Here is a 17,474-nt window from a genome sequence, read left to right as displayed (position 1 = left end):
ACAATGAATGTTAGTCTTTTCTTGGTCTTCTTGGTCTTGGTGCATCTCCAAACCCTTCAGAACGTCTTGGAGCTCTATCAGAACTACCTTCGTTTCTTGGAGCTCTATCAGAAAAACCACCTTCTCTTGGAGCTGAGCTTCTTCCGCCGAAACCACCTTCTCTAGGAGCCGAACTTCTTCCGCCAAATCCACCTTCTCTTGGAGCAGAACCTCTGTCGCTTCTAAATCCGCCTGAACCTTCTTTTCTTGGAGCAAAACTTCCTTCTCTTCTTGGAGCAGCACTTCTTCCACCACCAAAACTTCCACCAGAGCTTCTTCCGTTATGGTCACGTCTTCCGCCACCATCATTTTTAGAAATTTCAACATTGATTCTACGTCCTTCTAATTGTACGTTGTTCAATACTTCCATTACTTTATCAGTATGTTCTGGATCAGTGTTAAAGAAAGAGAATCCTTCTTTTACATCTACTTTGAAAACGTCATCACGACCTAAGTCTAATGTTTCTTTCAAATAATCTTTCAATGACATCCAATCAAAGTTATCTCTAGAACCTATGTTCACAAAATATCTTGTTGCACCGCCGTTGTTATTTTCTCTTGGAGCGCCATCTCTATCATCACGTTCCCGTCTTTCAGAACCTGAAGCTTGATTAGAAAGGTCTCTTGTTTTCTTGTAGTAATTGATAAAACGATTGAATTCAACCGATACCATTTTCTTGATTAATTCTTCTTTTGATAAATCTTCAAGTACACTGTTTATTGCAGGTAGATAGTTGTCAATTTCGTGATCAACTTCTACGTCTTTAATTTTATTAGCTAAGTGTAACAATTGGATTTCGCAGATTTCGATTCCAGAAGGAATTGTTTTTTCTTCGAATTTTTGTTTGATGATTCTTTCAATTGAAGAAATTTTACGCAATTCACTTTTAGTGACAATTACAATAGAAGTTCCTAATTTACCAGCACGACCAGTACGACCAGAACGGTGATTGTACGTTTCTATTTCGTCAGGTAATTGGTAGTTTACAACATGAGTAATGCTATCAACGTCAATTCCACGAGCAGCAACGTCAGTCGCTACCAGCATTTGGATTTGTCTTCCTCTAAAAGATTTCATTACACCATCACGTTGCGCTTGAGATAAATCTCCGTGCAATGCAGCAGCACTGTATCCGTCTTCTACTAATTTTTCGGCAACAGCTTGCGTATCTCTTTTAGTACGACAAAAAACTACAGAAAAAATGTCTGGATTAGCATCAGCTAAACGTTTCAAAGCTTCGTAACGGTCACGTGCATTTACAAGGTAAAATTCGTGAGATACTGTAGCAGATCCTGAATTTTTAGCACCAACTGTAATTTCAATTGGATCAGTCATAAATTGTTTTCCAATACGTGCTACTTCAGCAGGCATTGTTGCGGAGAACAACCATGTGTTTTTTTCGTCTGGCGTAGTAGAAAGGATGTTTACGATATCTTCGTAGAAACCCATGTTCAACATTTCGTCAGCTTCGTCAAGAATACAATAGTTGATTTGAGAAATGTTTACCAAACCTCTATTAATCATGTCTTGCATTCTTCCTGGAGTTGCCACAATAATTTGTGCGCCTCTCTTTATGTCTCTCGCTTGTTCTGTTATGCTAGCTCCACCGTAAACTGCTACCACATTAATACCTTTTTCGTATTTAGAGTAGTTTTTAATTTCGTTGGTAATCTGCAAACAAAGTTCGCGTGTTGGAGATAAAATTAATGCTTGTGTGTTTCTGTTGTTGGCATCAATTTTCTGAATAACTGGAAATCCAAAAGCTGCCGTTTTCCCTGTCCCTGTCTGAGCCAACGCAACCATATCTGTATCTTTTTCCAATAATAGGGGAATCGCTTTCTCCTGTACTTCGGTCGGATTTTCAAATCCTAGATCTAAAATCGCCTTCAGTAACGATTCACTCAATCCTAATTGTTCAAATTTATTCATATGTATTTTTAAAATAGGGTGCAAAATTACTGTTTATAATTCATATAAACTAATGCTATTTTAAGATTTAATGATTTATTATAATTTGATTATCAGAAAGTTATATTTTTATTTTCAAATATTAAATTTCATATGTATAATTCAGTGTCAATTAATGACAAAGGTTTAACTATTTCTTATAAAAAAACTTTAATTGTAGCAGTTTTTAATGCATATACTTTTTTTTAATCCTGTTATGAAGTGAGAATTTAAAAATTACTCAATATAAAATCAACTGTACAAGATGCCAATTATAATACGTGTGTTGCTAATTTAGTTTGGATCCCATTATTGCAGATACTATTTTTTTCTTTTGTTGCGCTGACTTCGCTAAGTAAAATCAATAGTTTGTCTGTTTTTAAGAAATGCAATAATGAGTTTCAACTGCTAACGTACATAAAATCAGTAGTTGTTTTTTTATTGTGAATTTTAAATCAACATTTCAAGTATGTATATCTTCTGAAAATTTGAAATTCAATATTTTATTAGATTGCAGGGATCTTAGCGGCGGAGTGCTTTTAAGATGCGAAATTCCAGTATTTTAATTCATATGTTTTTGCGATTTCTATTTTAAATAATGACATCTAATGGATTCATTTAAAATAAATAATTGGAATTGGTGTTGAAATGTAAAGTGTAGGGTTTAGTAACTTTTAGCGCATGACAGGCTAAAATTTCACAAAATGTTTAAACATATTTATTTTTAATAAATAACACTGGCGAATAATAAAAAACGTTTTCGTCCTTTTTTTTTGTTAAACATAATTGATTTCTTTTATTTCAATCTTTACTTTTATTACTTTTGATGCCCAATGAAAGTAGTTGTATTTTTCTTATACTTGTGTTTCCATCTGCTAGGTGGAGGAAATTATGTTCATGCAGCAACGCATGATAGCAGAATAAGCAGCGCTTTAACTTCAAGCAGTGTGAAAATTGGAGAAATAAGATTTGATAACACCAATCATAGTAGTAGTATAATTATTTCAGCTGATTTTGAATTAGAAGAGGAGTGTTTCAGCGGTGAAAATCTTAAAGATAAGGTTTCGGATAATTTTTTTACTAATGAAATAGACTTATCCAGAAGCTGGTATTTGATGTTCTCCTGTCAGCCTGTTTTAAATTATTACACCAAGAATTTTAAAATCTTCGCCCCATTTTGTGGCCAATCAAATCCTATTTATATTACTCAGAGTGTTTTAAGAATTTGATAATTACTTCACGTCAATTTCCAAAGTTGTGATCCCTACTTATCTCGCGAAAATATAGTGCCTTATTTTTGGGTACCGGAATACAAATACTTTTCAGGAAATTGATGACTTTTTACGTCTAAAGGAATTCTTAATTCCAAGCATCAATTCGCTTAATTTCCATTTTATATCATGAAAAGAATATTCGTTATCACGGGCTTAATTGCCTTGTTGTACCTTACAGGCTGTACAACTAAAAAAGAAGAAAAAGAAGAAGCTGAAAAATTTACAGTTACAAATCCAATAAAAATAGATACTTCATATACCAAGGAATATGTTTCGCAGATCAAATCTGTTCGAAATATTGAAATTCGAGCACAAGAAAAAGGGTATTTGCAAAACATTTATGTGGATGAAGGGCAGTTTGTGAAGGCAGGTCAACTGTTGTTTAGAATCATGCCAAGAATTTATGAAGCTGAATTGCAAAAAGCAAAAGCAGAAGAAAAAGCGGCACAGATCGAATTACTGAATGCCAAAACCTTGGCGGATAAAAATGTGGTTTCAAAAAATGAGCAAGCGATGGCGCAAGCTAAACTTGAACAAGCAAAAGCCGAAGTGTCGCTAGCAAAAATCCATTTGTCATTTACCGAAATTAGAGCGCCTTTTGACGGTACCATTGATCGTATTCCGTTGAAATTAGGAAGTCTTATTGATGAAGGTGAATTGCTGACAAGCCTTTCTGACAATAGTCAGATGTTTGCTTACTTTAATGTTTCGGAACCGGAATATATCGATTATCAAACCAATTTTAAAAATCGTGCCGAAACAAATGTAACGCTAATTCTAGCAAACAATCAGCCCTTTAAATACAGAGGAAAGGTTGAAATTATTGAAAGTGAATTCAATAACGAAACCGGGAATATAGCTTTCCGAGCAAAATTTCCTAATGGAGATAAACTCTTAAGAAATGGTGAAACGGGGGAGGTTCAGATATTGGTTCCGCTTCGAAATGCCATTGTTATTCCGCAGAAAGCAACGTATGAAATTCAAGATAAGAAATATGTTTTTGTGGTCGATAAAAATAATAAAGTGCGATCCAGGGAAATAACTATAAATAGTGAAATGCCCGACTTGTATGTCGTAAGCAGTGGTATTTCTGAGAATGATAAAATCGTGTTAGAAGGGGTTCAGAAAGTAAAAGAGGAGGACAAAATCAAGTATGAATATCTAGCACCTAATACGGTTCTGGCTCATTTGCGATTAAAAGCGGAATAACTTCGTAATTCCAATTTGGTTTAATCATTAAAAAATATATAGATGTTTAATAAATTCATTGAAAGACCAGTTCTATCGATTGTAATATCGCTAATAATAGTCTTTTTAGGTGTCTTGGCTCTAACAAATTTGCCAGTGACTCAATTCCCTTCAATTTCTCCACCAAAAGTCAATATAACAGCCGATTTTCCTGGCGCTAACGGTGAACTGATGATCAAATCAGTAATTATTCCGTTAGAAAGAGCCTTGAATGGTGTTCCAGGAATGAAATATATGACTTCTGATGCGGGTAATGATGGAGAAGCAAGCATACAAGTAATATTTAATTTAGGTACAGACCCAAATCAAGCGGCAATAAATGTTCAAAATCGGGTTGCTTCGGTGGTTAATAAATTACCGCCATTAGTGGTAAGAGAAGGTTTAAAGATTACACGCGAAGAATCGAGTATGTTAATGTATGTAAACCTTTATAGCAAGGATAATAATACCGATCAAAAATTTCTTTACAACTTTGCCGAAATTAACATCCTTTCCGAATTAAAAAGGGTAAATGGAGTAGGGTTTGCTGATGTTTTGGGTACGCGTGAGTATGCCATGAGAATTTGGTTGAAACCAGATAGAATGTTGGCTTATAAAATCTCTACAGATGAGGTTATGGAAGCATTGGCCAATCAAAGTTTGGAAGCATCGCCAGGTAAAACTGGTGAGAGTTCCGGTAAACGATCTCAGGCATTTGAATATGTATTGAAATATTCTGGACGATTTACAACAAAAGAGCAATACGGAAATGTTGTCTTACGAGCTAGCGCTGACGGTGAAATTTTACGATTAAAAGACGTTGCTAGTATTGAGTTTGGAAGTTCCATGTACGATATTTACTCGAATCTGAATGGTAAGCCTTCTGCTGCAATTGTATTGAAGCAATCGTACGGTAGTAATGCTAGCCAGGTTATTAAAGAGGTAAAGGCAAAATTAGCCGAAATCAAGAAAAATTCTTTCCCTAAAGGAATGGATTACGAAATTAGTTATGACGTTTCTAAATTTCTGGATGCTTCTATCGAAAAAGTAATTCACACTTTGGTTGAAGCCTTTATTCTGGTGGGATTGGTTGTGTTTTTGTTTTTAGGAGATTGGAGATCAACTATTATACCGGCAATTGCAGTGCCCGTTTCACTTATTGGAACTTTTGTTTTCATGCAATTCTTTGGAATTTCGCTCAACCTTATTACTTTATTTGCACTGGTATTAGCGATCGGTGTTGTTGTCGATGATGCTATTGTGGTGATCGAAGCCGTGCATGCCAAGATGGAAGAAGAGCATCTGTCAGCCATAAAAGCGACCAAAAAAGCGATGCATGAAATTGCGGGTGCTATTATTGCCATTACCTTTTTGATGGCTGCGGTATTCATTCCAGTTGCGTTTATGTCAGGCCCTGTTGGGATATTCTATCGTCAGTTCTCCATCACTATGGCAACTGCAATTATTCTATCTGGTATTGTGGCGTTAACACTTACACCAGCACTATGTGCTATGATGTTGAAAAACAATCACGGTAAGCCTAAAAAGAAAACTCCGGTAAACAGATTTATAGATGGTTTTAATACTACGTTTAATACTACGGCTGGAAAGTACCAAAATGCGTTGAGTCATATTGTAAATAGAAGAACCATCACTTTTATCGTGCTCATAGGTTTCTGTGTAGGTACATGGATAATAAGTAGCAACGTACCTTCTGGTTTTATCCCAAATGAAGATCAAGGGATGTTTTATGCGATTATTCAAACTCCTCCTGGTTCATCATTAGAAAGAACCAATAGTGTTGCCGAAAAACTTCAGAAAATCGCTGAAACTGTCGAAGGTGTCCAATCAGTTTCGGCTTTGGCAGGTTATGAAATTCTGACAGAAGGTACTGGTTCAAGCACCGGAACTTGTTTGATAAACCTTAAAGATTGGAGCGATAGGAAAAATGCAGTACAAGAGATTATGGCAGAATTAGAAGAAAAAGCTAAAAACATTCCCGGTGCTAACATTGAATTTTTCCAGCCGCCTGCTGTCCCGGGGTATGGAGCTGCAGGTGGGTTTGAACTTCGATTGCTTGATAAAGCGGGTTCAGGGGATTATAAAAAAATGGAAACAGTAAATACTGAATTCGTTAAAGAGTTAAATAAACGTCCTGAGCTAGCTTCAGTATTTAGCTTTTACAGTGCCAGTTTTCCGCAGTTTATGATGAAAGTTGATAATGATTTGGCACAGCAAAAAGGCGTATCCATTGATAATGCCATGAATACTTTATCTACACTGGTGGGGAGTAATTATGAAATTAGCTTTATTAAGTACGGATTTAATTACAAAGTAATTGTGCAGGCAGCTCCTGAATATAGAGCTTTGCCGGAAGATATTTTAAAATTGTATGTAAAGAATAACCGAGATGAGATGGTTCCTTTTTCGGCTTTCATGAAGCTGGAAAAAGTATATGGATTGTCGGAAATTACACGGCACAATATGTATACTTCTGCTGAAATAAGTGGAGCCGCAGCTGACGGGTACAGTAGTGGTGAAGCCATTAAAGCGATTCAGGAAGTGGCAGAAAAAAAACTGCCAAGAGGATATGGGATTGACTGGGCGGGAATTTCTGCCGATGAAGTAGCACAAGGGAATCAAGCCATTTGGATCTTCTTGATTTGTTTAGGTTTTGTGTACTTAGTTTTAGCAGCACAATATGAAAGTTTTATTTTGCCATTATCGGTCATTCTCTCTTTGCCAGCCGGTATTTTTGGCGCATTCCTTTTATTAAAGCTAACAGGCTTAGAAAATAATATCTATGCACAGGTAGCTATGGTCATGCTTATTGGTTTATTAGGTAAAAATGCCGTTTTGATTGTCGAGTTTGCTATTCAAAGGCATGCAGCAGGAAAATCAGTGCTCGAAGCAGCGATGGAAGGTTCTAAAGCTAGGTTTCGCCCTATTTTGATGACTTCATTTGCCTTTATTGCCGGTTTAATTCCTTTGGTGTTTGCCTCTGGACCAGGTAAAATTGGTAACAGAACTATTGGTACTGCTGCGGTGGGAGGGATGCTAATCGGAACAATTTGTGGTGTATTTATTATTCCTGGATTGTATTACGTTTTTGGTAGAATCGCAGAAAAATACAAGCTAGTAAAAAAGGAAGAAGAAAATCCATTAACGGAAGAAATTGATAATAATCATGTATAAAATCAAGCTACATAAATATTTTATCTCGTTAGGTATTTGCCTAGCGGTGGTAAGCTGTAAAGCTCCAGTAATCGCTAAATCGGATGTAAATATCCCTATTCCGAAATCTTTCGGAAGTAATCGGGATTCCACGAATACGGCTGCAATTCTATGGGGGAATTTCTTTAAGGACAAAAACCTGATAGCTTTGATTGATACAGCGCTTCAAAATAACCAGGAGCTGATGATTACTTTGCAGGAAATTGAAATTGCAAAGAATGAAATCCGAATCAAAAAAGGGGCGTTGTTTCCAACAGTTGGTTTAAGGGCTGGCTCCGGAGTTGAAAAGGTAGGACGGTACACCAGTCAGGGTGCTGGTGATGCAGCTACAGAAATTGTTCCCGGCATTGAAGTTCCAGATGCGCTAAAGGATTATACCGTGGCTGCTTATGCAAAATGGGAAGTAGACATCTGGAAGAAATTGCGCAATTCTAAGAAAGCGGCTGTGAGCAGGTATTTATCTACGGTAGAAGGGAAAAATTTTGTGATTACAAACCTTATCGCTGAGGTTGCAGCTTCGTATTACGAATTACTCGCTCTCGACAGCCAGTTGGGAATTGTAAAACAGAATATCAACTTGCAAAGTAATGCCTTGGAAATTGTCAGGGTTCAGAAACAAGCCGCTAGGACTACTGAATTAGCTGTTCAAAAGTTTAAAGCGGAGGTATTAATTTCCAGAAGCATGGAATTTGATATTCTTCAGAAGATAAAAGAAACGGAGAATAGGATTAATTTTTTGCTGGGACGCTATCCGCAAGAAATAGCGAGGGATAAAAGTGATTTTTTAAGTTTGCTGCCTTCAGGAATCAATTCGGGAATTCCATCACAATTATTAGCAAACCGTCCGGATATTAAACAGGCGGAATTAGAATTGGCTGCGGCAAAGCTAGATGTGAAAGTGGCTCGTGCAGAATTTTATCCTTCGCTTGATATTACGGCAGCATTGGGAATACAGGCATTTAAGCCTTCTTATTTCTTTAAGTTTCCGGAATCAGTACTTTATTCGCTTGCGGGTGATATTGCTGGACCACTAATCAATCGGAACGCGATTAAAGCCGAGTTTTACAACGCTAATTCACGGCAACTTCAGGCGATGTATAATTACCAGCGTACGCTTTTAAATGCGTATTTGGAAGTATCTAATCAACTTTCTAGAATTGGTAATTTGGAGAAGAGTTATGATTTAAAATCACAACAAGTAGATGCTCTTAACACGTCTATAGATATTGTAGGTGATTTATTTAAATCTGCCAGAGCTGATTATTTTGAAGTTTTGATGACGCAACGCGACGCGCTGGAATCTAAACTCGAGCTTATAGAAACCAAAAAAGCGCAGCTGAATGCCGTGGTACACGTCTACAGGGATTTAGGCGGTGGCTGGAAATAAAAATCAAACAAAAGGTAAAAGAGCCAGTCCATTTTGACTGGCTTTTTTATTGATGTTAATGTATCAGCTTTACTCAATGTATATTTTAATAAGGCTAATAAAAGAATTGGAGCAGTAGTTTTAGCACTAGCTATTTAATGACAAAGTTTATAATCTACTTTTTTTAGTTGGTTACTAAATGTTGATTTAAACCCCTGAGAACAACAACAAACAGATATTAAAACTGACCACCGTGGCAGACAATTTTCAAACCATTTTAGATGATTTGAGAAAATTAAGTAGAATACTCTATTGAATTTTAAATAGAGAATAAACGTAGCTTATTTATTTGTTTTTATATAGTTTCAATGTTGCTTCCAGCATTTCAATCATTTTATTTTTCAGACTTTCTGGCTCTAGGACTTGTACTTCCTGACCAATGGAGAGCAATTCCATAATAAAATCGTATGTTGGACTCATGAATAATTCGATAATGCATTCATTTTCGTTTTCCGAAACTATTTTTTGAGAAGAGTGTAATGGTAAGGATTTTATATAATCGGCCTGACCATGCGATAACCAAAGCTTAATTTTTTCCGGTTTTTTTCCCTCAGTAATTATGCCAAAAGAATACTGAAATTTTTCTTCCGGATTGAAGTCATTAGGATATTCAAATTTTTTACGATTCATATTTAAATCTGAAATTCTGTCTAAACCAAATGTTTTAAAAACGCCATCCTCAGAATCTTGTGTAAGTAAATACCAACGGTTTCTAGCTTCCTTTAAAGCTAAAGGATATACAGTACGTTTTTTCTTTTCATTATTCGCTTTCCAAAATTTCTCGTGGGTAAATTGTACTTCAAATTTGTTTCTTATAGCGTGTAATAAACCGTGCATGTGTTCGGCTCCGAGTGGTTTTCTTTTTTCAATGATGACTTGGTTTGTAACAGAATCCGAAATGCTCAAAGCATTAAATATTTGAAAGGATTCAAAAAGGCGTTCGTTTTTTACTCCATCTGCATCTTCTATGATTTGATACACGTTTTGCGAACGTTGGTATTTAATAATAATTTTATAAATTCCCCAAATTTCCTCTACGTCACGTTCAAAAGTACGTTTTGAAATCATATAATTTTCAGCCTCATCTAAAGAATGTTTTTCTAAATGATCTTGTAAATCTTTAAAGGAGCAAGGACTGGATCGCAACTTATTGATAATTAAATGATGTCGTTTGATGAATTGTTTTTTGGACATTGGGTGTGATTTTAAAAGAAATCGGATGATTTCATGATTCGATATTATGATTTATTCAAATGTTTTTCTAAATAAACTGTCAATGGCTTTGATCCCTTTTTCATTAATATTTCGAGACCCTATACCAGCAAAAGCGGCAGTTATTTTAGGCATATCAGACAATAAATTGAATTTTTTATTTGAATAATCCCAGTAGAACCAATGATTTAACTCCTGTTCAAATAGAAAGACTTCCTTATGGTTATCTATCGCCATTTGGACAGTAACCCCTGTGCCTCCTTTAACGAATTGTTTATTTTCAATTTGGATAAAAGTACTTATAGCAAATAGTTGTTCAGCATTTTTTACCTGAAACCAGCAACGGGCATAGAGTTTTAAATATGGTTTTAATCGATATTTTTTTAACGTCTCGTTGGCCGTGTTTACATGGGTGACACCTTCAATATATTACTTTTCGCTTAATTCATATTTATTTACACTAGTATGATAAGCGGTTTGATAACTGTAAGCAATTGTTTGAATGTTAAAGAGGGTACTGATTTTTTCAAAATAAGTATCAGCACCCTCCGCACCGCCAGAATGACATCGGATGTTGTTCTTGAAATTGCAATTTTTTAAATTCATTTTTTATAAAAGTACTACTTAATAACAAAGTGCCTTAAAAAATGCTTTTGTTTCCTCTTCAAAAATAGCAACCGGAATTTGATGAGCTAAATCACTTTTTATTGAAATAGTATAGTCAGTTTTAGGGTTACAATTATGAGCTAAAAAAGCTAAGTTGTCTTTTGCCTTAATAATATCATCCTGACCACCTAAAACGATTCGCATTAACAAAGATTGATTTGTTGGTAAAGATGAAAGAATTATTTGTTCAACCTTGTTTCTGTAAGGCAGTGCAGGATTGTAGAGCAAGGCGCAAATACCCAAACTATTTGCTAAATGAAATCCAACAGAACCTCCCATACTACTCCCAATTATGGCGTTAATATCTTGATTTTTATATTCATCATATAAATTTTGAATTACGTTTGGGTTTGATTTGTATTCTAAATCAGGAGCGATAACCGTTCCATAGGTGTTAAGAATCACTTTTTTTTCGTCGCTTAATTTACTTTCGAGTCCGTGGAGGAATAGGATGTTCATAGTTTCTATTTGAAATTAATGCGTTACGTCGTGCAATAAATAACCGTGATAAAACCCTGCAATGAATGATTCTTTATCAAAAGCCCAAATATTTAAATCTTTTTCGTATTTGCAAGTGTTTTTACCAATTGCTTTTATTAAATAAATCATGTCGCTCTTCGGTTTCTAGTTCTTTATATTTTATCTTTTTCACTGCCTTCTGTTTTTAGATAATTGAAAGAAGTCCCATCAATTGGTCTTTGGTTAAATTACCATCAATATAATATTTCACACTTCCGTATTTTTTGTCTTTAATTTCGCTCCCATCAATGTAATAGATTAAAGTGCCGTGTTTTTTATCTTTTACTTCATTGTTTTCAACATGATAATGTATTTTCCCATGTTTACTATCTCGGGTGATTTCAAAACTATCGAAATAAAATTTCACATGTCCATTCCTACTCTTTTCACGCACTTCATTCCCATCGATATAAAATAGAGTTGTTCCATGTTTTTTATCTTTAATTTCATTTCCATCAAAATAGAATGCTACTTTTCCGTGTTTTTTGTCTTTGATTTCTGGCATAGTAAATAAGTTTAATTATTATTTTTTATTTCAGCAATCAATTTCAAAATTTCATCACAAGTCCATCCTGCTGCCCCACTTAATTGATTGCATAAGATTATTTTTTGAGAATCATTTTTAAAAACTTCTATAAATCTTTCTCTTTTACTACTCTTCTCGCTTATTGGTATTTTTTTACTTTCTACATCAATATCAAAAATACTTTTAATCTGGGTTAGATCAATTGAACCAATAGCACCAATTATTACATATTTGAAACTTTTATAAAAAGCATGTTGAAGTAATTCATGTCTTAAAGCTGAAGATTTTATATGCGAGCTATATTTTGAAGGTATATGATTCACTTCTGTAGTAAAACAATGGTGGAAGAAATTATTTTCTAATATTTGTGAACTTGTTGTAATTTCTGATTTGGCAGTTATCGCTTTGACTAGATCACAATACATCCCCCATGTATGGTTTCTTTTTATTTTGTAATTCAGAATTTTACGTTCAAAATATTGTTGAGGATAAATGGGACTAAATTCTAAATCATCAACATTACTATTTTTAATTAGATACTCCCATTGTTTGTTATTGTTGATACTTTCATGCAAAAAAAGATCAGGATCATTATTGATATTAAAAGCTTTTTCCTTTCCCAAAAAAAGAATTTCTGAATTTGGATTTCCGTAACCAATGTAGTATGGATTACATAATGAATGTAAATCCTTGATTTCAGTTAATTTTACTTCAAAATCATTCCATTTATTTAATCGTTTATTTAAATCATGTTCTTTCAGAAGTTCAACCATTTTTTTAACAATTGGCTTTTCTTTTAATTCTTTCAAATACTCAATATATTTATCATCATAGTTATTTGAAATAAGTTCAATAAATTCTTTGTTCATCTTAGATTTATTTTTTAAAATTATATTTTATTAATATTGACTTCAATTTGCACATTCTAACTAATTTAGAATAATTTGAATTTATAAAAACACATTAATTCAAATGGGTTTTATATCAAGCGTTTTAATTAAATTTAACAATCGTAGAAATAAAATTTCCAATTTAGTCAACTAGGCATTTATGTATTAATAATGAGAGTGCTTTTTTTTTATATTGTTAAATTATTTGGTTTTACTTTTTTTAAAATTTAAGAAAAACATTTTTTTAAAATTCTACATCGTAAATATTCACTCTAATATACTCTATTAGGTCTTTTCTATAATCATCTTTCGTTATTTCGTAATCTTTCCAAAAAGTACAAGAGTAAAAATATAAAAGCTCCAAAACATCCTCTTTTGTAGTAGCAAGAACATCCAGATATTTGACATACCTCCAGAAACAAAAATAGTCTTCATCATAGTAATCGTCGCTTTCTCCCAATATTCGTTTCTGAAAAGGGAATCCCTCCACCTGATACCCTTTGCCTTCACAGTAGTCAATTATTATTGATCGTACTGCACTTTCATATATTTCGGCAGTTGTAAAATCGGCAACATCTCCAGGAACTAGTTTCCATTGCTGATACTGTTTTTCTATTTCTTCTTTTATTGCATCTATTTCCATAATTCTATTCTATTTTCCAATTCACCTCACTTAGATCCAAGGTGAGGTTGTTCTCGACTTCAAGCCAGGACGCTAAACCTCCATCGACAAATTTTAGGTTCAATCCATAGCCTGAAAAAGTCTCGTTTTCCACATTTATAGCTAGTGCTTTTTGTAAATGATTTCTCCTATTTGCATACTGTTCTTCCGTTAATTTAAATCGTAATCTTTTTCATAATTGGAATAATTTGATTTTTTGTGAAAGAGGAATATCCAAAAATAGGCTTAGTAATCCATTCCATTTTACGGTTTTCCTCATTCTGTCTTTTAAATCCATTTAACCCAATCGGATTGGGTTAGGTAAGGCACATTGTTAATGTCGCAAATATCCATAGTATGACCAGTTCCACCCGTTTTTGGATTGTCTAAATCATCATAAAAGAATGCGAAAGTGGTAGGCGGAATACCTGAATTTGTCCCTGTCACTTTAACTGTATCCCGAATGATATAAGCTGCTTTGATAGAGAATCGATCTTTTGCACCGCCAACATATTTATCTATCAGCGATTTCGTTTTTTTGTTGTTTTTCGATTGGTAAATGACTTCCGATTCGTTTGCCAAATCGATTTGATCTAATGAAATGGTTTCGTACGCATTATTTTGCTTTTCACGATGCTTGTCATACGGTGTAATTACTTGCAATCGTTCTGGCGCTGCCTGCAAAACACCTTGTGAGAAATAAAAATCGGCACCATCGGCGTTACCACTTCTGAAAGTTACCAAAGGTAAATGCGTTGCTAAAAGATTTCCTAATTGAATTAATTTTTCTTTATCCGATTCTAAAACGTTCCGTTTTCCTTCCAAAAGGATAATATTATTTTTTAAATTAAATTGGGTTGTAAATTCGGACAATGTCATATGATGTTTTTAAATTTCAAACAAAAATAAACGGAGATTACGTCAAGAGGTGACGCGTTGTTTGTCTTCTCTAATTTTTGGTAAATATTTTAATGTCCCTATAATTTGGAAATTCATTTGTTCCAATATGTTAACGGTAAGCTGAGAACTGATTCAAAAGACCATTTATCTTATCCTTACCTACCGGGTTCATAGAGTGACAATAGAATTTAGGGCAATCAAAATTATTATCTAAACAATAATCAACTAACCATTTAGCACATTCATAACCTGTTTTTTCAGTATGCAGCTGTGCGTCTTGCCATTCTTTTAATTTTTCATCATCAGCAGATAAATGGGATAATGTATACTGTATATCTGCCAAATCGTGGTCAAAAGAAATAAAATCAGGTAATCCATTTTTGGTAATCCATTGAATAAACTCATTATAGTTTTTTACAATTTCCCATTTTTTTTGTAAAAACATAGTTTGTTGTGTGTATTCATAAGCATCATGTGGATGGCGAATGTCATCCAAAAAAAGAAACCGTCCGCTTTCACTATTTTTATTTGATTGCATTTAAATTATTTTTATTTTAGAAAAAAACTGATAATCAACCTTAATTTCCATCCAAAATTTATCAATATTGTAAATGTCAAACCAAGTCAAATCAGTATGATCGTACAAATGATGAAAAGAATAACAATGGTTTGCTTTAGCAATGAGTGAATCTTGAGGAATAAAATGCATTTGACTAACTGTATTAGAACAATTGGTTTCGTATTCTTCTTTCATATGTGACATATCAATGAACGAATCCCATGTGTTTTTATAGAAAGGGTTTCCGTGAACTTCCGGATCGTATTTTTTATAATGTTTGTTATTCCAATAATCTGACATTATTTCAATATTGAAATCTTCAATTTCTTTATTGACAACCATCAATTTGCATTGTTCTTCAATTTTTCGATATTGATTGTATACCTTTTTTTCTTCTTCTCGAAGTTTATTGTTTATGAGTACTAATTTTTTATCAAGTTCCGTTGACCATTTGAATTGACTATCTATAAATTCATTCCGATGATCTATTGCTTTTTTTGATTTTCAGTTCTTTCATTAGACTGTTTTTGAATGGCTCTGATGAAACCTATTTCGAGTTCTTTGTCTATTTTCATTTTATTATTTTTTTAATTCCCAAAACCAACTGCTTTTCTCAGTTTAGGTTCATAATTATTATTATTATTATTATCAAAATTAAAAATATCGGCAACGGGTAATGCATGAGTGACTTCAATCTGATATTTCAATTTGTTTAATAATGTGTTAGTTCTATCAAGAGCAAGAGGTTTGAATTCATAAATAGTAGAAAGTCTTCCTTTGCGTAAAAGTGCTTTGTCAATATTTTTGACATCTGTATTAAAGGTTGCTATGATTTGAATCCCTAAACTTTCACCTAATAAACCATCAGTTAGATTAAGCAGCATAGAGAGATTTGAGTTTCGCACCTCATCGCGAGAAGTAATTAACTCTTCAGCATCTTCAATTACAATAACCGCATTTCTGTTTTGCAGTAAAAAAGGTGTCATTGCCGCATTGTCAAGTTCTCCTGCCATTTTTGTAGAAAGGAAAATTACTTTTTTGTGGATTTGATGTATTAAATATTTGATGTAAGTAGTTTTGCCTGTTCCAGGTTGCCCATGAAAAAGATACAGTCCATTTGTATTTGATTTGTTTATGTTTTTTACTATTCCTTTATGAATTGTAAAAAAGTCTTGATTGTAATGCAGAGTGAAGTCGATTTTTGGTTTTTTAATTGCAATTTCTTGGGTTATCAATCCAGAGATTGTCATTGTGATTAAGCTAATTTCGGTCGTTTTTTTTCGTTTAATCTGGTATTTTTTGACTTCTTCGAAAATCCGAAGTGCTTCGTTTCTGATTTGTTCAGTAAAATAAAGCATCGTAGTTTCATTTGAAATATTTATCAAAATGCCAGATTCCAAAAAAAAATTGTGAATCGTTAATTCATCTAATTGTGTTTCTGCATCGAATTCTTCACGTGAAATTTGATGTATTACTTTTCCAAAAACGCCTTTAGTTACATCATATCTAAGTTTTTTACCGTCGACTTTGTCTACATTATAGATGTTTGGAATTTGAGCAAAATAACTATAGAATAGTTTTGAAGTGATTACCATTATGCCTCCGTTCATAAAGGTATCTAATGAGGCATATAACGGTTTTTCGAATTGCTTTTTGCTAATTTTGTGATTTGTCTTGTCCATATTAATTGTTTTAAAATGCAATAATATGGATGCATAGCGACAAGATATGACATTAAATAAAAATGTCCCAACTATTTACTCTAATTGAGGTAAACAATATTTGATATTTTACATTAGTTTATTATTGGATCTTCCGCTTCACTGGTAGACACGATTCTGATTTAAATATACTTGGTTAAATACCAGTTTAGTTGATAATTTTATCAATTATGAATTTATTGCTCAATTTTAGAGAAAGTTTTATCTAAATTTTAAAAATTGGTTTTTTAGATACAATTTATGAAACAATTTTTATAATAATAAAGGGGGGTAAGATTAAGGGTATTTATTTTGGTAAAAGATAATATGTAATTATAAGATATGAAAAAAACCTCAGTTTACTGGGGTTTAATAACTTTAAAGTTGAAAAAAATCAATTTTTGTGACCACGGTGGGATTTGAACCCACACGCCCTTGCGAGCACCAGCCCCTCAAGCTGGCAAGTCTACCGTTTCTCCACGTGGCCTTAAAAAAGAAAAGGTCAAGTAATAAATTACTCGACCTTTAGTGACCCGACTGGGGCTCGAACCCAGGACCCCATCATTAAAAGTGATGTGCTCTACCAACTGAGCTATCGAGTCAATGCTTCAAGAAAAGTATGTGTTGATCACAAATTTGTGACCCGACTGGGGCTCGAACCCAGGACCCCATCATTAAAAGTGATGTGCTCTA

General features: G+C 33.7%; 17 protein-coding genes and 2 tRNA genes. 4 read left to right on the top strand and 15 right to left on the bottom strand.

Annotated features, from left to right (window positions below):
• Positions 1 to 10: 10 nt before the first annotated feature.
• Complete coding sequence (locus AC0608_RS00095; protein ID WP_417958235.1) at positions 11 to 1,969, bottom strand: DEAD/DEAH box helicase; 1,959 nt, start codon at positions 1,967 to 1,969, stop codon at positions 11 to 13.
• 851 nt (positions 1,970 to 2,820) lie between these two features.
• Between AC0608_RS00095 and AC0608_RS00090 the strand changes: the two genes are divergently transcribed.
• The 4 genes from AC0608_RS00090 (at position 2,821) to AC0608_RS00075 (ending at position 9,109) form a co-directional block, all read left to right on the top strand.
• A complete protein-coding gene (locus AC0608_RS00090) occupies positions 2,821 to 3,216 on the top strand; it encodes a hypothetical protein (protein ID WP_478287692.1) in 396 nt (131 codons plus the stop codon).
• A gap of 171 nt (positions 3,217 to 3,387) precedes the next feature.
• The gene (locus AC0608_RS00085; protein WP_478287691.1) at positions 3,388 to 4,470 is read left to right on the top strand and encodes an efflux RND transporter periplasmic adaptor subunit; all 1,083 of its coding nucleotides are present in this window, start codon (positions 3,388 to 3,390) and stop codon (positions 4,468 to 4,470) included.
• A 42-nt stretch (positions 4,471 to 4,512) separates the two neighbouring features.
• Complete coding sequence (locus AC0608_RS00080) at positions 4,513 to 7,683, top strand: efflux RND transporter permease subunit (protein ID WP_478287690.1); 3,171 nt, start codon at positions 4,513 to 4,515, stop codon at positions 7,681 to 7,683.
• The gene (locus AC0608_RS00075) at positions 7,676 to 9,109 is read left to right on the top strand and encodes a TolC family protein (protein WP_478287689.1); all 1,434 of its coding nucleotides are present in this window, start codon (positions 7,676 to 7,678) and stop codon (positions 9,107 to 9,109) included. Before AC0608_RS00080 ends, AC0608_RS00075 begins: the two co-directional genes overlap by 8 nt.
• Before the next feature lie 324 nt (positions 9,110 to 9,433).
• Here AC0608_RS00075 and AC0608_RS00070 read toward each other — a convergent pair whose 3' ends face one another.
• The 14 genes from AC0608_RS00070 to AC0608_RS00005 form a co-directional block, all read right to left on the bottom strand.
• Complete coding sequence (locus AC0608_RS00070; protein ID WP_478287688.1) at positions 9,434 to 10,342, bottom strand: helix-turn-helix transcriptional regulator; 909 nt, start codon at positions 10,340 to 10,342, stop codon at positions 9,434 to 9,436.
• A 51-nt stretch (positions 10,343 to 10,393) separates the two neighbouring features.
• Positions 10,394 to 10,597 (bottom strand): hypothetical protein, encoded by a 204-nt coding sequence (locus AC0608_RS00065; RefSeq protein ID WP_478287687.1) that lies wholly within the window; start codon positions 10,595 to 10,597, stop codon positions 10,394 to 10,396.
• Between the two features lie 192 nt (positions 10,598 to 10,789).
• The gene (locus AC0608_RS00060; RefSeq protein ID WP_478287686.1) at positions 10,790 to 10,966 is read right to left on the bottom strand and encodes a hypothetical protein; all 177 of its coding nucleotides are present in this window, start codon (positions 10,964 to 10,966) and stop codon (positions 10,790 to 10,792) included.
• An 18-nt stretch (positions 10,967 to 10,984) separates the two neighbouring features.
• Positions 10,985 to 11,485 (bottom strand): YqiA/YcfP family alpha/beta fold hydrolase, encoded by a 501-nt coding sequence (locus tag AC0608_RS00055; protein WP_478287685.1) that lies wholly within the window; start codon positions 11,483 to 11,485, stop codon positions 10,985 to 10,987.
• Between the two features lie 205 nt (positions 11,486 to 11,690).
• On the bottom strand, positions 11,691 to 12,050 hold the full coding sequence (locus tag AC0608_RS00050; RefSeq protein WP_417995111.1) for a hypothetical protein: 360 nt from the start codon (positions 12,048 to 12,050) through the stop codon (positions 11,691 to 11,693).
• A gap of 11 nt (positions 12,051 to 12,061) precedes the next feature.
• Positions 12,062 to 12,940 (bottom strand): hypothetical protein, encoded by an 879-nt coding sequence (locus tag AC0608_RS00045; protein ID WP_478287684.1) that lies wholly within the window; start codon positions 12,938 to 12,940, stop codon positions 12,062 to 12,064.
• Between the two features lie 265 nt (positions 12,941 to 13,205).
• Positions 13,206 to 13,604, bottom strand: coding sequence for a hypothetical protein (locus tag AC0608_RS00040; RefSeq protein WP_478287683.1), 399 nt, complete (start codon positions 13,602 to 13,604; stop codon positions 13,206 to 13,208).
• Between the two features lie 4 nt (positions 13,605 to 13,608).
• Positions 13,609 to 13,737 carry a hypothetical protein gene (locus AC0608_RS00035; protein ID WP_478287682.1) on the bottom strand — a complete coding sequence of 43 codons (129 nt, stop codon included), beginning with the start codon at positions 13,735 to 13,737 and terminating at the stop codon, positions 13,609 to 13,611.
• A gap of 173 nt (positions 13,738 to 13,910) precedes the next feature.
• Positions 13,911 to 14,501 carry a hypothetical protein gene (locus AC0608_RS00030; RefSeq protein WP_478287681.1) on the bottom strand — a complete coding sequence of 197 codons (591 nt, stop codon included), beginning with the start codon at positions 14,499 to 14,501 and terminating at the stop codon, positions 13,911 to 13,913.
• A gap of 130 nt (positions 14,502 to 14,631) precedes the next feature.
• A complete protein-coding gene (locus tag AC0608_RS00025) occupies positions 14,632 to 15,060 on the bottom strand; it encodes a cyclic-phosphate processing receiver domain-containing protein (RefSeq protein WP_478287680.1) in 429 nt (142 codons plus the stop codon).
• Positions 15,061 to 15,423 (bottom strand): hypothetical protein, encoded by a 363-nt coding sequence (locus tag AC0608_RS00020; RefSeq protein ID WP_478287679.1) that lies wholly within the window; start codon positions 15,421 to 15,423, stop codon positions 15,061 to 15,063.
• Positions 15,424 to 15,668: 245 nt separating this feature from the next.
• A complete protein-coding gene (locus AC0608_RS00015) occupies positions 15,669 to 16,763 on the bottom strand; it encodes an AAA family ATPase (protein WP_478287678.1) in 1,095 nt (364 codons plus the stop codon).
• A 422-nt stretch (positions 16,764 to 17,185) separates the two neighbouring features.
• Positions 17,186 to 17,268 (bottom strand) — tRNA-Leu (locus tag AC0608_RS00010).
• A 42-nt stretch (positions 17,269 to 17,310) separates the two neighbouring features.
• Positions 17,311 to 17,383, bottom strand: a tRNA-Lys gene (locus AC0608_RS00005).
• Between the last annotated feature and the right edge of the window lie 91 nt (positions 17,384 to 17,474).

It is taken from the genome of Flavobacterium sp. GNP008 (assembly GCF_056428965.1).
The sequence above is the reverse complement of the archived record's forward strand: the minus strand, read 5'-3'. Positions and strand labels throughout refer to the sequence as shown.

What these genes read in the sequence shown, in the direction of transcription:
- AC0608_RS00095 (WP_417958235.1), bottom strand. Translation starts at nt 1,969, where the DNA reads ATGAATAAATTTGAACAATTAGGATTGAGTGAATCGTTACTGAAGGCG.
- AC0608_RS00090 (WP_478287692.1), top strand. Translation starts at nt 2,821, where the DNA reads ATGAAAGTAGTTGTATTTTTCTTATACTTGTGTTTCCATCTGCTAGGT.
- AC0608_RS00085 (WP_478287691.1), top strand. Translation starts at nt 3,388, where the DNA reads ATGAAAAGAATATTCGTTATCACGGGCTTAATTGCCTTGTTGTACCTT.
- AC0608_RS00080 (WP_478287690.1), top strand. Translation starts at nt 4,513, where the DNA reads ATGTTTAATAAATTCATTGAAAGACCAGTTCTATCGATTGTAATATCG.
- AC0608_RS00075 (WP_478287689.1), top strand. Translation starts at nt 7,676, where the DNA reads ATGTATAAAATCAAGCTACATAAATATTTTATCTCGTTAGGTATTTGC.
- AC0608_RS00070 (WP_478287688.1), bottom strand. Translation starts at nt 10,342, where the DNA reads ATGTCCAAAAAACAATTCATCAAACGACATCATTTAATTATCAATAAG.
- AC0608_RS00065 (WP_478287687.1), bottom strand. Translation starts at nt 10,597, where the DNA reads ATGGCGATAGATAACCATAAGGAAGTCTTTCTATTTGAACAGGAGTTA.
- AC0608_RS00060 (WP_478287686.1), bottom strand. Translation starts at nt 10,966, where the DNA reads ATGAATTTAAAAAATTGCAATTTCAAGAACAACATCCGATGTCATTCT.
- AC0608_RS00055 (WP_478287685.1), bottom strand. Translation starts at nt 11,485, where the DNA reads ATGAACATCCTATTCCTCCACGGACTCGAAAGTAAATTAAGCGACGAA.
- AC0608_RS00050 (WP_417995111.1), bottom strand. Translation starts at nt 12,050, where the DNA reads ATGCCAGAAATCAAAGACAAAAAACACGGAAAAGTAGCATTCTATTTT.
- AC0608_RS00045 (WP_478287684.1), bottom strand. Translation starts at nt 12,940, where the DNA reads ATGAACAAAGAATTTATTGAACTTATTTCAAATAACTATGATGATAAA.
- AC0608_RS00040 (WP_478287683.1), bottom strand. Translation starts at nt 13,604, where the DNA reads ATGGAAATAGATGCAATAAAAGAAGAAATAGAAAAACAGTATCAGCAA.
- AC0608_RS00030 (WP_478287681.1), bottom strand. Translation starts at nt 14,501, where the DNA reads ATGACATTGTCCGAATTTACAACCCAATTTAATTTAAAAAATAATATT.
- AC0608_RS00025 (WP_478287680.1), bottom strand. Translation starts at nt 15,060, where the DNA reads ATGCAATCAAATAAAAATAGTGAAAGCGGACGGTTTCTTTTTTTGGAT.
- AC0608_RS00020 (WP_478287679.1), bottom strand. Translation starts at nt 15,423, where the DNA reads ATGGTTGTCAATAAAGAAATTGAAGATTTCAATATTGAAATAATGTCA.
- AC0608_RS00015 (WP_478287678.1), bottom strand. Translation starts at nt 16,763, where the DNA reads ATGGACAAGACAAATCACAAAATTAGCAAAAAGCAATTCGAAAAACCG.